We start from the raw sequence: 565 nt of genomic DNA, 5'->3' as shown, positions 1-565 counted from the left end.
GAAGCGCTGCAACTCAAGCTCAATGAAGAAGGGCTCATCGATTTCGACCTGTGGTGCCTGGACGGCTCCAATGTCAGAGCATCCAAAGATGCTGCCGGTGCACGTAAAAAAACACCTCAATGAATCAAGCCCTTGGCCGTTCGCGGGGAGGTTTCGGCAGCAAAATTCACTTGGTCACGGACGGTCATGGCTTACCACTGAGCTTCTGCCTGTCACCGGGGCAATCAGCAGAAATCAGCTATGCAACAAGCGCGTTGGCCATGGCGAGGATACCAACGTCATCAGGTCGCTACCGAACACGGCCAGCGCATCTTGCCGCAGACAAGGCCTATAGCAGCAAAGCCTTTCGAGCCGAGCTACGGCGGAGAAGGATAAAAGCGGTCATTCCGCAACGCAGCGACCAGCAACGGCGCCATAAGGGGCGTCCATTGGTACTGGACAAGGTGCATTACCGCAGGCGCAATGTCGTGGAGCGGTGCTTCGGTTGGTTGAAGAAGTTTCGCCGGTTTTCAACGAGATATGAAAAGCTAGCCAAGAGTTTTGCAGCCTTTATCAAACTGGCTTT

The 565-nt window shown here is 54.3% G+C and carries 1 pseudogene; it reads left to right on the top strand.

The window, feature by feature from the left end:
• A pseudogene (locus PG879_RS20485) lies at positions 1 to 565 on the top strand (IS5 family transposase); the annotation flags it as partial.

Origin of the sequence: Aeromonas sp. QDB63, from assembly GCF_027707425.1 — a bacterium.
GTDB lineage: Bacteria > Pseudomonadota > Gammaproteobacteria > Enterobacterales > Aeromonadaceae > Aeromonas > Aeromonas caviae.
Note: the sequence above shows the minus strand (reverse complement) of the source record. Positions and strands in the feature narration are given on the sequence as shown.